12 protein-coding genes are annotated in these 13,897 nt (G+C 68.5%); 6 read left to right on the top strand and 6 right to left on the bottom strand.

The genetic code is table 11. The annotated features are described in order from the left end of the window. Positions 1-107: 107 nt before the first annotated feature. The gene (locus EV278_RS04300) at positions 108-2,684 is read right to left on the bottom strand and encodes a response regulator (RefSeq protein WP_132087052.1); all 2,577 of its coding nucleotides are present in this window, start codon (positions 2,682-2,684) and stop codon (positions 108-110) included. A gap of 151 nt (positions 2,685-2,835) precedes the next feature. Continuing rightward, positions 2,836-3,603, bottom strand: a complete 768-nt coding sequence (locus EV278_RS04295) for an SDR family oxidoreductase (protein WP_132087049.1) — start codon at positions 3,601-3,603, stop codon at positions 2,836-2,838. A gap of 320 nt (positions 3,604-3,923) precedes the next feature. Here EV278_RS04295 and EV278_RS04290 point away from each other — a divergent pair, with 320 nt between their 5' ends. Continuing rightward, entirely contained in the window at positions 3,924-4,601 is a 678-nt protein-coding gene (locus EV278_RS04290; RefSeq protein ID WP_165916521.1) for a GGDEF domain-containing protein, read from the top strand. Between the two features lie 119 nt (positions 4,602-4,720). After that, entirely contained in the window at positions 4,721-5,197 is a 477-nt protein-coding gene (locus tag EV278_RS04285) for an SRPBCC family protein (protein ID WP_132087044.1), read from the top strand. A gap of 38 nt (positions 5,198-5,235) precedes the next feature. Here EV278_RS04285 and EV278_RS04280 read toward each other — a convergent pair whose 3' ends face one another. After that, positions 5,236-5,961, bottom strand: coding sequence for an extensin family protein (locus tag EV278_RS04280; protein ID WP_243692078.1), 726 nt, complete (start codon positions 5,959-5,961; stop codon positions 5,236-5,238). 92 nt (positions 5,962-6,053) lie between these two features. Between EV278_RS04280 and EV278_RS04275 the strand changes: the two genes are divergently transcribed. From EV278_RS04275 to EV278_RS04265, 3 genes are all read left to right on the top strand, one after another. Next, entirely contained in the window at positions 6,054-7,430 is a 1,377-nt protein-coding gene (locus EV278_RS04275; RefSeq protein ID WP_132087041.1) for an MFS transporter, read from the top strand. 87 nt (positions 7,431-7,517) lie between these two features. After that, on the top strand, positions 7,518-7,811 hold the full coding sequence (locus tag EV278_RS04270; protein ID WP_165916520.1) for an antitoxin of toxin-antitoxin stability system: 294 nt from the start codon (positions 7,518-7,520) through the stop codon (positions 7,809-7,811). Beyond that, positions 7,808-8,092, top strand: coding sequence for a type II toxin-antitoxin system RelE/ParE family toxin (locus tag EV278_RS04265; RefSeq protein WP_132087038.1), 285 nt, complete (start codon positions 7,808-7,810; stop codon positions 8,090-8,092). Before EV278_RS04270 ends, EV278_RS04265 begins: the two co-directional genes overlap by 4 nt. Positions 8,093-8,119: 27 nt before the next feature. On the opposite strand, the gene EV278_RS04260 is transcribed toward EV278_RS04265, so the two are convergent. Both EV278_RS04260 and EV278_RS04255 read right to left on the bottom strand, forming a co-directional pair. Further along, positions 8,120-10,129 carry a protein meaA gene (locus EV278_RS04260; RefSeq protein ID WP_132087035.1) on the bottom strand — a complete coding sequence of 670 codons (2,010 nt, stop codon included), beginning with the start codon at positions 10,127-10,129 and terminating at the stop codon, positions 8,120-8,122. A gap of 95 nt (positions 10,130-10,224) precedes the next feature. Further along, positions 10,225-10,557: an Mpo1-like protein gene (locus tag EV278_RS04255; protein ID WP_132087032.1), complete on the bottom strand. Its 333-nt coding sequence runs from the start codon at positions 10,555-10,557 to the stop codon at positions 10,225-10,227. A 343-nt stretch (positions 10,558-10,900) separates the two neighbouring features. Here EV278_RS04255 and EV278_RS04250 point away from each other — a divergent pair, with 343 nt between their 5' ends. After that, positions 10,901-11,341: a helix-turn-helix domain-containing protein gene (locus tag EV278_RS04250; protein WP_019848655.1), complete on the top strand. Its 441-nt coding sequence runs from the start codon at positions 10,901-10,903 to the stop codon at positions 11,339-11,341. A gap of 77 nt (positions 11,342-11,418) precedes the next feature. On the opposite strand, the gene EV278_RS04245 is transcribed toward EV278_RS04250, so the two are convergent. Next, a complete protein-coding gene (locus EV278_RS04245) occupies positions 11,419-13,743 on the bottom strand; it encodes an alkaline phosphatase family protein (protein ID WP_207905434.1) in 2,325 nt (774 codons plus the stop codon). Between the last annotated feature and the right edge of the window lie 154 nt (positions 13,744-13,897).

Raw genomic sequence — 13,897 nt, 5'->3', positions numbered from 1 at the left:
CTGGCGCGCCACACCGACTACGCGATGCGGGTGCTGCTGCACCTGGCCGCGCGGCGGCAACGGCCTGCGTTCGGCATCACCGACGCCGGCGAGTTGTCGGCCGCGACCTAGACCAAGGTCGCTTCCGCCTCGGCCTTGTCCACCGGCGCTCCACCGCGCTTGTCCAGCACCTGGACCAGCACCGACAGCAGGTCGCGCAGGTCGATCGGCTTGGCGATGTGGGCGTCCATGCCCGCCTCCAGGCAGGTGTCGATCTGGGTGCGCATGACGTCGGCGGTCAGGGCGATGACCGGCAGGTCGGCCCAGCGCGGATCGCGGCGCAGGCGGCGCGTGGCCTCCAGCCCGTCCATCACCGGCATGTTGACGTCCATCAGCACCAGGTCGAAGGCCTCGGCCTCCAGCGCGTCCAGCGCCTCGCGGCCGTTCTCGACCTCGACCAGGTCGCAGTCGAACGGGGCCAGGAACAGCTTGATGACCCGGCGGTTGACCGGGTGGTCGTCGACGACCAGCACGCGGCGGCCCTGCAGGGGCGAGCGCGCCGGTTCGTCCTCGTTGGCCGCGCCGAACGCCGAAGCCGCGCCATCCATCGCCGCCCCGGCGGCGACATCGACCTGGAAGTCCAGTCTGAACGTCGAGCCCACGCCTTCGCGGCTGTCGACCAGGATCTCGCCGTCCATCAGCTCGGCCAGGCGGCGGGTGATGTTCAGGCCCAGGCCCGTGCCGCCGAAGGTGCGGGTGGTCGAGGCGTCGGCCTGGGTGAAGGCCCCGAACAGCTTGGACAGGGTCGCAGGACTCATGCCGATGCCGGTGTCGCTCACCGTCAATCGCACCGTCGTGCGTCCGGTCAGCGGGTCCGGCGCCCAGGCCAGGGTCACGTCGACGCGGCCGACCACCGTGAACTTAAGGGCGTTGGACAGCAGGTTGGCCAGGCACTGGCGCACGCGCACGGCGTCGAACAGCAGCATCGGCGGCGGGTCGCCGGCCAGGGTGAAGGTCAACTCGACGCCCTTCTCGCGAGCCGTGGGCTGGTAGCCGCCGACCAGGCGGGCGCAGACCCCGACCAGATCGCCAGCCGTGGGGGCGATCTCCAGCTTGCCGGCCTCGATCTTCGACAGGTCCAGGATGTCGTTAAGCAGCACCAAGAGCGTGTCGCCGCTGTCGATCATCAGCTCGACCTGCTCGCGCTGGCGGGTGTTGAGGTCTTCGGTGCGCAAGGCCTGGGCCATGCCCAACATGCCGTTCAGCGGCGTGCGTAGCTCATGGCTCATCACCGCCAGGAAAGCGGATTTAGCTTCGTTGGCGGCCTCGGCACGACCGCGGGCCTCCTTCAGCCGCTCCGAGGCCCGGCGCAGATAGACGCCCCAGGCCACCCCGCCCAGCACCAGCACGCCCAGCAGCATGGCGATGACGATCGAGGCATGGGCCAGGCGGCGGTTCAGCTCGACCTCGGCGGTCAGGCGCTTGCTTTCGTCCCGCTTGGACTTCAGCTCGGTCTCCAGGGCCGACGCCATCTGGGCGCCGTTGCGCGACAGGGCGGCCTGGGTCCGTTCGTGATCCTGCCGCCGCCACTGATCGAGCAGGCGGAAGGCCTCCTCGCCGCGGTGCTCGGCCACGGCGATATAGGCGCTCAGCAGCAGTTCGGCCTGGGGGTCGCGTTCCAGCCTGTCGACGGGGACGGCGCGCAACGCCTCCAGGTCGGCCTTGGCCGCGGCCGCGTCGCCTAGTTCGGCCCGGGCCTGGGCGCGCAGGCGCAGGCTGAGGCCCGTCAGGCGGTTGGTCGGGTGGGCGATTTCGAAATCGCCGTCGGCCAGGCACTGCAGCACCCGTCGCGGGGCGTGCCGGGCGCTGGCGATGCGGGCGCACAGATAACGGTCCCAGGTCTTCAGGTCCGGGTCGCCGGCCGCCTCGGTCATGTTGTGGTGCACGCCGGCGAAGTGCTCGGCGGCGTCCAGTTCGCCCACCTCGGCGGCGGTGTAGGCGATGTCGTACATGCGCTCGACCTTGCGCATGTAGAAGGCGTTGCCCTCGTCCAGGCGAGCCGCCTGGCTCATGTGATCCAGCGCGCCTTCCTTATCGCCGATGTAGGACAGCGTGTAGGAGTGCACCTGGTGCGTCTCGGCCAGCAGCGGGCGAGCGATGTCGCCACGGCGCTCCAGCTGGCCCGTCGCCTCGGCGGCCAGGCGCGAGGCGTCGGCCCACTGGCCCGAACGGCCCAGGCTGCGGATACGCTCGACCGCGGCCATCAGCCGGATGTTCGGTCCCGAACGATCCAGGAACCGGGTCCAGTCGGCCTCGGTGAAGGTGCGAAAGCCACCCGACTCGTGACGGTAGGCCATCTGCAGCAGGTCCACCAACGTCGCTAGCTCGGTGTCGTGGTCTTCCTCGGCCAAGTGGCGCACGCGGCGGGACCACTCGTCGAACTGCGGCTGGACCTGATTGCTCTTGTAGGCGTAGAGCACCGACCAAAGGCCGTAGAGGCGCTTGTCTCCGTGCTGCTTCAGCGCCCGACGCCCGACGCGCTCGATGTCGTCGTTCTCGCGGGCCGGCGGCTGGATCTCGTCGCGCCGGATCTCGCGATAGAGCGCGTCCAGCTTGGCCGACTGGGGCGACCGCGCGAAGGCCGGGCCGCAGACGCTGGCCGACAAGGTCGCGATCGCCGCGAGGAACAGGACGTAGCGCCGCAAGCCGTGGTTTCCCGGTGAACATCGGTACGCTACGAGAAAGGGCCTGTATTCAAAGTTAAGATTGGTCCGACGCGACGTTGCGCCGCAAAAAAGCGGCGCTGGGGGAAGGATTTCCCGCTTTTATGTCGGGAAGCCGACTTTCTGTCGCCACCTAGATGGTGGCGCCGCCATCCACCACCAGGGCTTGTCCGGTCATGAAGCTGCCGGCCTTCGAAGCCAGGTAGACCGCCGCCCCGGCCAGTTCGTCGGGCTCGCCGATCCGGCGTAGCGGCACGCCCTTGGTCGAGCGTTCCAGAGTCTCGGGATCGTCCCACAACGCCTTGGCGAAGTCGGTCTTGATCAGGCCGGGCGCGATGCAGTTGACCCGCACGTTGTCGGGACCGAACTCGTGGGCCAGGTTGCGGGCCAGCTGGAAGTCGGCGGCCTTGGAGATGTTGTAGGCCCCGATCACGGCGTTGCCGCGCAGGCCGCCGATCGAGCTGACGATGATGATCGCGCCGTCCTTCCGCGCGCGCATCTCCGGCGCGACCATGCCGATCAGCCAGTGATTACTGATGATGTTGTTGTCCAGGATCTTGCGGAACTGGTCGTCGGCGATACCGGCCAGCGGGCCGTAATAGGGGTTGGACGCGGCGTTGCAGACGCAGATGTCGACCTGGCCGAACGCTCGCCGGGTCTCATCGACCAGGCGCTGCAGATCGTCCTTCGAGGCGATGTTGGCCGGGACCGCGATCGCCGTTCCCTCGCCGTGCCGGGCGTTGATCTCGGCCGCCACCTCGTCGCAGGGGCCAGCCTTGCGCGAGGAGATCACCACCTTGGCGCCGTGCTCGGCCAGGCGCTGGGCGATGGCCTTGCCGATCCCCCGCGAGCTGCCCGTGATGATCGCCACCTTGCCGGCGAGGTCGAAGAGGGTGGTCATGGCGCGCTACCTAAAACGTTTGTTTGAATTTGCGACACAGTGAGGTCGCCCAGCGCGTGCGTCAAGCCGGCGCCGGCCACCGACCGGTTCCGAGCCGCTCTGCGACCTATTGCTGCACCACACTAGTCGATAGCGAGACGTCATGTATTGTTGAATACAAGTGACACTCTATTAGTCATACAATCACATCATCGCGACAATGGTAAATGATCGTCGTGCCAAGAATCTTAGGAAAGGAAAGTTTATTTAATCGCCTTCAGGCGGCGATCGCCCTGATCTGCGCGAGCTTTCTTGCCCTCAAGGTCTTCGTCGAATTCGATGTGGTCGAGCGCGCCTCCAGCCATGGCCCCGCGGGCTGGCGGATCGACGCCACGGCTTCGCTGCTGGCGGTCGTCGCCCTTTCCGGCTTCGCGGCCCTCAAGGCGTTCGAACTGCGCGCCGAGTCGGATCGGCGGCGGGCGGCCGAGCAGCGCCTCGTCCAGCTGGAGACGCAGGATCCGCTGACCGGCCTGGCCAACCGCGACCGGATGCTCGAATTCCTGGGCCAGGCCCTGCAGACGCGCAAGACGGGCGACGAGGTCACCGGCCTGCTGCTGATCGACCTGAAGCGGTTCACGCCGATCAACGACGCCCATGGCCGCGCGGTCGGCGATCGGCTGCTGCGCATGGTCGGCGAGCGCCTGCAATCGGTCGCGCGCGAGGGCGAGATGGTGGCGCGCCTGGGCGGCGACGAGTTCGCCGTCGTGCTGCCTCGCCTCGATTGCGCCCGGGCCGCCAGGCATCCCGCCCAGCGGCTGGTCCGCGCCCTGGAAGCGCCGTTCGAGATCGACGACCTGGCGCTGAGGATCGGCGGGGCGGCGGTCGGCGTGGCGACCAGTGCGAACACCGAGCTGCGTCCCGGCGTTCTCGTCCATCACGTCGACGCCGCCCTCCAGCGCGCCAAGCGCCAGCAGTCGGCGGACTCCTGCTCCGACCGGCGAGGGACGGGCAAGGCCTGACCCTTCGCGGCGAGGCTTTCGCCGAGGCGAGGCCTTGCGCCACCAAATTTCTCCGGCGATGTCGGAAGGGCGCTCGCGGAGCCGTCCTCGGGGCACGAACCGAAACCGGAGACAACGCCATGACCACCCTCGCTTCCATTGCCGACCGCGAACTGGTCCTGACCCGCGTCATCGACGTGCCGGCCGACAAGCTGTTCAAGTGCTGGACCACGCCCGAGCGTCTGCACGAATGGTTCTGCCCCAAGCCCTGGACCGTCTCGCACGCCGAGATGGACATCCGGCCCGGCGGCTCCAGCCTGATCGTCATGCGCGGGCCCAACGGCGAGGAGATGCCCAATCCCGGCGTCTATCTCGAAGTCGTTCCGAACAAACGCCTGGTGTTCACCGACGCCTTCACCTCGGCCTGGGTCCCGTCGGAGAAGCCGTTCATGGTGGCGATCGTCGAGTTCGAGGACCTGGGCGACGGCACGACCCGCTACACCGCCACCGCCCGCCACTGGACGGTCGAGGACCGCCAGGCCCACGAGCAGATGGGCTTCCACGAGGGCTGGGGCGTCGTCGCCGACCAGCTGGCCGAGGTGGCCAAGACGTTCTGAGCGCCGATCGGGGACAGGCGCATGCGCCTGCCCCCGTCCTATGCGCACTTGTTCCAGCCGCCCTCCTCCAGGTGAAAATGGTCGCGGTGCGCGGCGTTGTAGTCCGGGCTCAGCACGATCCTGAAAACCCGGCAGGCGCCGTTTCGCGCCGCCCGCACGAACCGGCCCTTGTCGCTGTCGGCGCGGAAGTCGGCCGCCACCGTGGCCCGGCGGCCGTCGGCGAAGCGGAAGCCGGCCACGTCCAGGGCGGCGGCGCGGGCATGGGCGCTGGGCCGCTCGCCGGGCCGGCCATAGATCGTGCGGCAGGCGTAGGTTCCGTAATGGTCCACCCGCGTCAGCCGGCCGTGCAGGATCTCGCGCGCCGCCGGGACCAGCACGTGGCGCTCCCATAGAGCGTAGTCCAGGGCCAGCGGACAGGTCATGACCGGCGCGGCGGGGGCCAGGCGGCCGGCCGCCCGCACAGTGTCGCGGGTCGAACAGAAGCCCGTCTCGCGCGTCTCGCCCTCGAAGAACCGCACCCCGCCCTCGCGCAGGGCGGCGCGGCAGGCGGCCGGGTCGGCGCCGATCCGCGCCAGCTTGCCGGCCGTGGCCAGGCCGATCGGCTGGCTCAGCGAGAACGGCTTCCACGGCAGGTCCTGCGGCGGCGCCAGGCGGCCGACCAGGGCGAAGACCAGCAGGCCAGCCAGCAGCAGGTCCAGCAGGAAGCCGGCCGCGCCGGCCAGCGACCGGGCGGCTGGCGAGGGTTCGGGGATCGCCAGTTTCACCTCCCATCCAACGGCGGGGCGGCGACGAAGTTCAGCCGCAAAGCTTGGCTTGTCGGCCGCGAACGGTCATTACCGCCGCGCTGGAGACGCTCATGACCCCCTCGAACAGCTGGCGCGGCCTGCTGAACGCCGAACTGGCCCCGCGCTTCGCCCTGCTGTGCCTGGGCATCTGGCTGAACGCCGCCGACACTCTGGTGACGGTGACGATCATGCCCAGCGTCGCGCGCGAGATCGGCGGCTGGCAGTATTTCGGCTGGTCGATCGCCGCCTTCCTGCTGGGGTCGATCCTGGCGGGCGCCTGCGCGGGCAAGCTGTCGATCCGCTTCGGCCTGCGCCGCGCCACCGCCCTGGCCGGGGTGGTCTATGCGCTGGGCTGCGCCATGGGGGCTCTGGCGCCGGAGTTCCTGACCTTCGTGGCCGGACGACTGGTCCAGGGTTTGGGCGCGGGAGCGATCGTGTCGCTGTGCTACGTGGCGATCAGCGCGATGTTCCCCGAAAGCCTGTGGCCGCGGGTCTATGGGGCGATCGCCGGGGTCTGGGGCGCGGCCACCCTGCTGGGCCCGCTGTGCGGGGGACTGTTCGCCCAGGCCGGCTTCTGGCGTGGAGCCTTCTGGTTCTTCGTGGTCCAGGCGGCGGTCTTCGTCGCCGCGGTTCTCGTCATGGTTCCCTCCGCGCCCAAGGCGCCGGAAGGCGGACGCATCCCGGGCCGGCAGCTGGCCCTGCTGACCCTGGGCGTGACCCTGATCGCCGCCGCCGGCGTCGTGCCGGGCGGAGCGGCGGCGGCGCTGTGTGCGGTGTCCGGGACCCTGGCCATGGCGGCCATGCTGGCGGTCAATGCGCGCATCAGCGACCGCCTGCTGCCGCGCGCGGCCGGCGACCTGGCCACCGCCACCGGTCTTGGCCTGGCGGTGATCTTCTTCTGCGAGGCCGCGACGGTCGGCTTCTCGGTCTACGGGCCGACCTTCATCCAGGTGCTGCACGGCGCCGGTCCCTTGCTGAGCGGCTATGTGATCGGCGGCATCGCGGCCGGCTGGACGGCCCTGTCGTTCGTGGTCGCCGGACTGAAGCCGCGGCACGAGGGCCTGGCGATCCGGGTCGGCGCCGCGGTCATCGTCGCCGGCGTCGCCTGGGGCGCTTTCGAGATGGTGCGCGGCGGGCTGGTCGGGATCACCTTGTCGATGGTGCTGCTGGGAAGCGGCTTCGGGATCTGCTGGGCGTTCCTGGCCAAGCGGGTGATCGGCGGCGCGCCGGCCGAGGAGCAGCCCCTGGCCTCGGCCGCCGTGCCCACCACCCAGTTGATCGGCGGCGCCACCGGCGCGGCGGCGGCGGGGGCCCTGGCCAACGCCCTGGGCTTCGCGCACGGGGTGACGCCCGACGGCGGCACAGCGCACGGGCTGTGGCTATTCGGCGCGTTCGTGCCGCTGGCGATGGCGGGGCTGCTGGCGGCGTGGCGGTTGGGACGGGATTAGGCTTCCGAAGTAAGGATGCCGGAGCGCGCCGTGGCTTGCTTGGTACTGAAAAGGTGCATACGTTATTAGTATATAACGGAGCCGATCGTGGCCAAGGACGCCGTCTTCACCCTGAAGCTTGAGCCCGAGTTGCGCGACGCGTTCATCGCCGAGGCGGCGGCCGTGCATCGGCCAGCCTCGCAGATCGTACGCGACCTGATGCGCGACTTCGTCCAGAGCCGGCATGAGACGCGGGACTACGAAGACTTTGTTCGCCGCAAGGTGGACACCGCCCGGACCGAGCGCCGGGCCGGCCTCAGCGTCTCCAACGAAGACGTCGAGACCGAGTTCGCGTCCCACCGCGCTGACCTGCTGAGAAAGGCGGACGAGGCCGAGCGGTGAAGGTCCGCTGGACGGCCTCCGCCAGGCTTGATCGTCTCGCCATCGCCGACCACATCGCCGCCGACAGTCCCAGAGCCGCCGCTCGCGTGGACACCCTGTTCACCGAGGCCGCCGCGTCCCTGGCGCGTTTCCCTCAGATGGGCCGCATCGGAAAAGTCCCCGGAACGCGGGAGGTTTTCCCACACGAGAGCTACAGACTGGTCTACGAAATCGAGGACGACACGGTCTGGATCCTCGCCTTGATCCACACCTCGCGCCAATGGCCGCCAGACCGCGGCTGACGGTGCGCCGCGCGGATCACTCTTTGTTCAAGGCGCGGCTTGATCTCTCAAACCTTCCGCCAGGGCCGCCGCCTCCACCAGCGCCACCACGTCGACCATGATCTGGGTGATCTTGAAGTCCTTCGGGGTATAGACCCGCGCCACGCCCATCTGCTTCAGGATCAGGGCGTCCCCGTCGGGGATGATCCCGCCCACCACCACCGGGACGCGGTCCAGGCCCTCGGCGCGCATCAGGCGGACGACGTCCTGCGCCAGGTCCAGGTGCGAGCCGGACAGGATCGACAGCCCCACCACGTGGGCGCGGCCCTCCCTGGCGCGGCGGACGATCTCCTCAGGGGTCGAACGGATGCCGTCATAGATCACCGCCATGCCGCAGGCCCGGGCCCGGGTGGCGATCTGTTCGGCGCCGTTGGAATGGCCGTCCAGGCCCGGCTTGCCGACCAGATAGGTCAGGGTGCGGCCCAGCACCTGCGAGACCCGCTCGACCTCGGCCTTCACCGCCTCGACGTCCTCGGCTTCGCCGGTCGAGACGACCACCGCCACGCCGGTGGGGCCGCGATATTCGCCGAAAACTTCTCGCAGGGCCCCGGCCCACTCGCCGGTGGTGATCCCGGCCTTGGCGGCGGCGATCGAGGGTTCCATGGTATTCCGGCCATCGGCGGCGGCGGCCTTCAGGTCCGCGAGGGCGGCCTCGACGGCCGCCGGGTCGCGGGCGGCCCGCCACGCTTTCAGCCGCTCGACCACGCCGGCCTCCAGCAGCGGGTCGACCGTCTCGATCGCCTTGCCGCCGGCCGAAAGCGGCGAGGCCTCGCTGTCGGTCCAGCGATTGACCCCGACCACGGTCAGGTCGCCGGTCTCGACCGCGCGCACCCTCTGGGCGTTGGCGGCGACCAGCTGCGCCTTCATGTAGTCGATGGCGCTGGAGGCCCCGCCCATCCCGTCGATCAGGGCCAGCTGCTCCAGCGCGCCCTTCGACAGCTCGGCCACCTTGGCCTCGACCACGTGGCTGCCGTCGAACAGGTCCTCGTATTCCAGCAGGTCGGTCTCGTAGGCCAGCACCTGCTGCAGGCGCAGCGACCACTGCTGATCGAACGGGCGCGGCAGGCCCAGGGCCTCGTTCCAGGCCGGCAGTTGCAGGGCCCGGCAGCGGGCGTCCTTGCTGAGCGTGACGGCCAGGGCCTCGATCAGGATGCGGTAGACGTTGTTCTCGGGCTGCTGCTCGGTCAGGCCCAGGCTGTTGACCTGCACGCCATAGCGGAAGCGGCGGGCCTTCGGATCCTGGACGCCGTAGCGCTCCAGCAGGATCTGGTCCCACAGCCGCGTGAACGACCGCATCTTGCACAGCTCGGTGACGAACCGCACGCCGGCGTTGACGAAGAAGCTGATCCGCGAGGCGACGATCTCGAAGTCCTGCTCGGGCACCTGGCCGCCAGCCCTGACGGTGTCGAGCACGCTGATGGCGGTGGCCAGGGCGAAGGCCAGTTCCTGCTCCGGCGTCGCCCCAGCCTCCTGCAGGTGGTAGCTGCAGACGTTCATCGGGTTCCACTTGGGAACCTCGCGATAGCACCAGGCGATCATGTCGCCGATCAGCCTCAGGCTGGGCTCGGGCGGGAAGATGTAGGTGCCGCGGCTCAGATACTCCTTGATCAGGTCGTTCTGGGTGGTGCCCTGCAGTCGCTTGCGGTCGCCCCCCTGCTCGTCGGCCAGCGCCACGTACAGCGCCAGCAGCCAGGCGGCCGGGGCGTTGATGGTCATCGAGGTGTTGGACTGCTCCAGCGGGATCTGGTCGAACAGGGTGCGCATGTCGCCCAGGTGGGCGATCGGCACGCCGACCTTGCCGACCTCGCCGCGCGCCAGGACATGGTCGGCGTCGTAGCCGGTCTGGGTGGGCAGGTCGAAGGCGACGGACAGGCCGGTCTGGCCCTTGGCCAGGTTGGCCCGATACAGGGCGTTGGACTTCTCGGCCGTGGAGTGGCCCGCATAGGTGCGGAAGATCCAGGGCGCGTCGGGCGCATGCTGGAACGGCTTGGAGGTCATCCTGCGCTTCCGTCCTGTCGTTCTTGATTACCAACGATCATGAACCGAGCCTTGCTGCGGCGCAATATCGCAAAGGCGAAGGAAGTCGCGGAACCTCAGAACGGCCGCTTGCCCGTCACCACCTCGAACCACAGCCGAAAGTCGCCCGCCAGGCTGTAGAGCGGGTATTTGAACGTGGCCGGGCGGTTCTTCTCGAACACGAAATGACCGATCCAGGCGAGGCCGTAGCCGACCAGCGGGGCGGCGACGAAGAACCGCCAGTCGGCCAGGAACCCGCAGGCCACGGCGACGATCACCAGGGTCGTGCCGACCACGTGCAGCCGCCGGCTGGTGCGGTTGACGTGTTCGGTCAGATAGAATGGGTAGAACGCCGCGAAGGTGCGGTAGCGCCCGGCCTTACCTTCGGCGTTCAGGTCATGCGTGGCCATGAACCGATGTTCCGCCCGCCTGGCCATCATGGCAAGGCCATTGCGTGTGTTCACATGTCGGGACAACTCCCCTCTGGAGAGCGAACCATGTTAACTCCCTCAAATCGCGAGTAGACTGTGATTCTCTTCCGTTCCCGGAGCGACTCGATGAACGAACCTGAAGCGGCGCCGAAATAATTCCGCCCGGAAATCGCCGCGATCTGGGCGCCTACGTCCGATTTGTTAGCGCAAGCTGAGGTTAACAAGCTGAACCTCAGCGACCTAACGCCGCGCTTGGCCGCCGCAGCGTTTCACGAACGCCTCGGACGTGGCATGGTGACTGGACAACCTTTGGAGGCGAAACTTGAGCGAAGAAACTGAGGGCCGACGCCCCAATCCCGTCGATCTGCATGTGGGTGGCCGTGTCCGGATGCGTCGCAAGCTGTTGGGCGTGAGTCAGGAACAGCTGGCCGACTCGTTGGGCCTGACCTTTCAGCAGGTGCAGAAGTACGAGCGCGGCGCCAATCGCGTGAGCGCGTCCAAGCTCTACGAGATCGCCAAGACCCTGCAAGTCCCGGTGTCATTCTTCTTCGATGGCCTAGCCGACCCGATGGACGGTTCGGACGGCGACGAGATCGGTCAGCAGGCCGAGCGCATCGTGCAGGAGTTCCTGACCACGCCCGAGGGCCTGGAACTGGCCGAGGTGTTCCCGAAGATCGGTCGCGGCCGGGTCCGCCGCCAGGTTCTCGACCTGGTCCGCGCCATGGCCGAAGAAGCCAACCGCGTCGAGAACGCCGCCGCCTGATCCGGCGACGACGCCACCAGTAACCCGTTCGTTCGGGCCCCGGCGATCCCTCGCCGGGGCCCGATCGCTTTTGCGCCTCAGCCGCCGCCTTGCGCAAACGGGCTCGGGACCGCCGGCGGCTTGACGCTGGCTCCCGCCAACCGGGCCTTGGCCGTCACCTCGCTGGCATAGGCCTCGGCCTGGCCGACGGTCTTGATCGCGGCGACCCGGGCCTGGATCGCGGCGGTCTCGGCGGGGTCGCCGCGGGTCAGCTCCACATCGGTCTTGGCCAGGATCTGCAGGAAGCCCTGGACGTTGCCGTCCTCCGGCAGCGGGGTGTCGGGCGGGGTCGCCGCCACGGCGGCCCGCGGCGCGACCGCGCTGGCGGGATTGTTCAGGACCGTCGGGCAGTCGGTGCGCGGGGCGGCCAGCGACAGCAGCGGCAGGACATTGGCGGCGGTCTTGTCACGCTGGGTCATCCAACCTGTCCCGAACAGCGCCTGCAGGGTGGCCGAGACCGAGGCGTGGTCGTAGGTCGTGCTGTCGATCACGCCTTGCGGGATCAGCGGCGAGACGATCACCGCCGGCACCCGCACGCCGTACAGGTCGAACAGGAAGCCGCCGGAGTTGATCGACAGGTCCTGCGGCGCGCCGTCGCCCGGCGGAACGGCCGCAGTCGGCGCCACGGAGTCGTAGAAGCCGCCATGTTCGTCATAGGTGACGATCAGCAGGCTGCGGTCCCAGAGCGGCGAATTGCGGATCGCCTCGTAGGTCGCCTTGATCAGCGCCTCGCCGCCGGTGACCGTGTCCATCGGGTGCTGCGACGAGCCGCCTTCGTATGAACCGCCCGTCACGTCGCCATAGTTCGGCTCGATGAAGGTGTAGGCGTAGGGATAGGGATTCTGAACGTCCGCGGCGAAGGTCCCGAAGGCGTTGGTGTCGACCTGGTAGGTGACGCCCTTCAGCGCCGCCACCTGCGGCACGCCCCCGAAGGTGGGGCCGTTCTCGTCGACATAGATGCGCCATTGCTGGCCGTTGGCGGTCACCTGGTCGTAGATCGACTTGCCGCTGGGATAGGTAAAGCCGAACCCCGGGGTCATCCAGGCGCCGATCTGGGTGGAGCTGGGCGAATCCGCCCAGCCTCCCGACGAGGCGCCGTGGACGAAGAACCGGTTGGGCCAGGTCGGCCCCGGGATCGAGGCATGCCACTGGTCGCAGAGCGCGAAGGTGGTGGCCAGCTGGTAGATCACCGGCAGCTGGGTCGGGGTGTCGAAGCACAGCATGACATCGCCGTATTCCGAGGCGGTCGGCAGGCTGGGATTGTTCTTGGTGATCTCGCTGGTGGTTGTGGCGTAGTTGGCGACAAAGCCGCTGTTGTTGATCGGCGTGGTGTAGGGCTGCCAGGGCGTGTGGGTCACGCCCTGGCCGCACAGCTGCTCGACCACGTCGGCGAACTCGTGGCCGGGGTCGGTCGGCATGCCCGACGGCGCGCCGCCGCCGACCGCATAGGGCGTGCCGTTGTACGAATTGGTGTCGGCGCTGGTCGCGGCCTGGATCCCGGGAATGCCCGACAGCGCGAACATGTTGTCGAACGAGTGGTTCTCCAGCATCAGCACGAAGACGTTGTCCACGGCCGCATAGGGCCCCGTCCTGGTCATGCCGGTCGTGGTCCCGCCCGAGGGCAGGTTGATCGCGAAGGTGCTGGTGTCGACCGTGAAACCCAGGGTCTGGCCGGAATCGGCCGACTGCAGCTGGCACTCCTTCCACAGCGGATACAGCGTCGAGCCTTGGCTCTGGTAGACGCCGGGATTGGAGCCGTCCTGCACGACCAGCTTCAGGGCCCAGTAGTCGAGCACCATCGCCACGTTGAGCCCCAGCCGGAAATAGACGGTCAACGGTCCCACCGTCTGGCCCGGCGCGGCGGCCAGGGGCTGGCTGCACTGGGTCCCGTCGGTGCTGTTCTCGTGCCAGAGGGTGATGATCGCATTGCCGTCGGTGTTGTTGGTCACGTAGGCCTGGGCGCTGACCCGGTCGACCGGGTTCATCGGCGTGGAGGTTCCGCCGGAGTCGAGATTGATGACGAAGAGCTGGGAATTGACCGTGAAGGTCAGGTTCTGGCCGGCGTCGGGCCCCTGCAGCTGGCATTCCTTCCAGTCGCTGTACTGGAGCACGCCACTGCTTTCGTAGAGGCCGGGCGTCGAGCCGCCGGTCACATTGATCTCGCAGGCCCAGTAGTCGCGCACCGTCCACGAGCCTAGGCCGGTATTGAAGTGCACCGTCAGCGGCCCGACCGTCTGGCCCGGCGCTGCGGTCCAGGAGGCGCTCTCGGTCGGATAGTCGGAATTGGTGTGCCACAGGGTGATCGACGCGGTCCCGTCGGTCGTGTTGGTGATGTAGACCTGGGCGGTCTGCGGCGTAGACATGACTTGTCCTCCCGGCGCGCCTGGAAAGCCGGCCGCGACGAACGCGCGAGGTCGGCGCCGCCAGAAACGGCTCATTGGGAGGTTGCTCAGCCCGGGAGAGCGAGTCAACCAAAGAGAGATAGATTAATTATACAATTATAGGCTTAGCCTGAAT

The organism is Caulobacter sp. BK020 (assembly GCF_004342605.1).
Taxonomy (GTDB): domain Bacteria; phylum Pseudomonadota; class Alphaproteobacteria; order Caulobacterales; family Caulobacteraceae; genus Caulobacter.
Note: the sequence above shows the minus strand (reverse complement) of the source record. Positions and strands in the feature narration are given on the sequence as shown.